This is a genomic window from Dethiosulfatibacter sp. (assembly GCF_983023055.1).
Map to the genome: position 1 here is coordinate 1 of NZ_CEZJXU010000441.1, position 2140 is coordinate 2140.

The 2140-nt window shown below is 40.3% G+C and carries 2 protein-coding genes; both read right to left on the reverse strand.

Annotated elements, in window-relative coordinates; translation table 11 throughout:
• Positions 1–712: MBL fold metallo-hydrolase (locus AC3AX0_RS12155; protein WP_487550545.1), on the reverse strand; the 712-nt coding region annotated here is incomplete at its 3' end.
• A 12-nt stretch (positions 713–724) separates the two neighbouring features.
• A complete protein-coding gene (murA, locus tag AC3AX0_RS12160; RefSeq protein ID WP_487550546.1) occupies positions 725–1987 on the reverse strand; it encodes a UDP-N-acetylglucosamine 1-carboxyvinyltransferase in 1263 nt (420 codons plus the stop codon).
• Between the last annotated feature and the right edge of the window lie 153 nt (positions 1988–2140).

A 2140-nucleotide genomic window follows, 5' to 3' on the forward strand; every position in this document is an offset into this window, starting at 1 on the left:
TTTCCTCTAGTATATTGGACACCGTTCTTTTGGCCAGCTCAGGAAAATTGTTCTCTTGGCTTAGATGTCCCAGGTATACACATTCTCCCTCACCTTTCATTACATCAATGAGGAATTCACCTGCTGTTTCATTTGAAAGGTGTCCGTACTCGCCCATGACCCTTCTCTTGAGGGACCATGGATAGGATCCCACCTTCAACAACTCCACATCATGGTTCGTCTCCAAAAGAAGGAGGTCAAAGTTTGCAACCCTATTTCTGATATAGTCGTTTATACAACCCGTATCCGTAAGAAGACTTATCTTCTTCATGCCATCGGTAATATTGAATCCAAAAGGTTCTACTGCATCATGACTGATGTTGAAAGGTGTTATGGACAGATCCTTTATATTTAGGGCCTTGTCAACCTCTATATATCTAATGTTTTCTTCTTTTATCTTGCCCAGTTTACATATCATGGCATCCCAAGTTTTTCTCGAAGCATAAATGGGCAGGTCAAAACGCCTTGATAATATGCCAACGCCCTGAATATGGTCTGAATGCTCATGGGTTACAAATATTCCGTCTACGGTTTTAGGGTCCACTTCGATTTTAGCCATTTCACCCTGTATTCTTTTTCCACTAAGTCCAGCATCTACTAGAATGCTGGTATTTCCAGTACTTATATAGTTGCAATTACCGCTGCTTCCACTAAAAAGGGAACAAAATCTCATATAATTAATCCTTTATTCTTCGTCTTCTATTCTTTTAATCTTTGCACCCAGGTTCATGAACTTGTTTTCTATAAATTCATAGCCCCTATCAACATGGTAGATGTCATGGACAGTGGATACTCCCTTAGTTGCAAGGCCTGCCACTATAAGAGCAGCTCCGGCTCTCAGGTCTGTGGCCCATACATCTGCAGGATTCAGGGTTTCAACACCACTGATTACCGCCTTTCTTCCGTCTACCTTTATGTCGGCTCCCATCTTCACAAGTTCGTCAATATATCTGAATCTGTTTTCGAATATGCTTTCTATTACTATGCTGTCTCCCTTAACCAGTGACAACAAAACGGTCATTGGCTGCTGAAGATCCGTAGGAAATCCTGGGTATGGCAACGTCTTTATGTTTACAGGTACAAGCTCATTTTCATAGTGAACTCTTAAGGAGTCTCCATATTCTTCAATTCCCATTCCCATTTCCTTAAGCTTTGCAGTTATTGGCTCAAGGTGCTTTGGAATAATATTGTTTATTATAAGGTCTCCCTTTGTGACTGCCGCTGCTATCATATATGTTCCAGCTTCAACCTGGTCGGGAATCACACTATATGTTCCACCGTGAAGCTCTTCTACACCTGTAATCTTTATTACATCGGTACCTGCTCCCCTTATATGGGCTCCCATGGCATTTAGAAAGTTGGCAGTGTCAACTACATGAGGCTCCTTGGCGGCATTCTCTATTACTGTCTTTCCTTCTGCAAAAATTGCTGCCATCATTATGTTTATTGTCGCGCCAACGCTTACTACGTCCAGATAGATCTTGGCTCCAACAAGCTTTTCAGCCTTTACCTTCAATAGATTGTCTTCTACTGTGAATTTCGCACCAAGAGCTTCAAGTCCCTTGATATGCTGATCTATAGGTCTAACGCCAATATCGCATCCACCAGGATATGATATTGCTACTTCTTTGAATCTTCCTATACCTGCTCCAAGAAGATAATATGAAGCCCTTAGTTTTTGTGTAAGACCGTTTGGAAGGTTGCATTCAGTTATTCCCGATGTATCAACATTCATGATGCCGTCATCTGTAACTTCAACCTCCGCTCCAAGCTTTTTAAGTATATCCCTATAAACAAGAACGTCCTGTATTACAGGCAGATTTTCAATTGTGCAACTACTTCCAGTTAGTATCGCCGCCGGTATTATTGCAAGAGCGGCATTCTTAAATCCGCTGATGTTGACCTTTCCCTTTAATCTGTTTCCACCTTCAATGATTAATTTCGCCATTATTTCCATCCTTATATTTTTTAACGGATATAATATCCTGTTGTATTCATTATTTTCACTGGAATAATCATATTATAAATGCATGAACATTTCAACATTTATTCCGTTTCTATCAAATATTTAATAATACCGTCATCAAAAACAGCCTTCCAT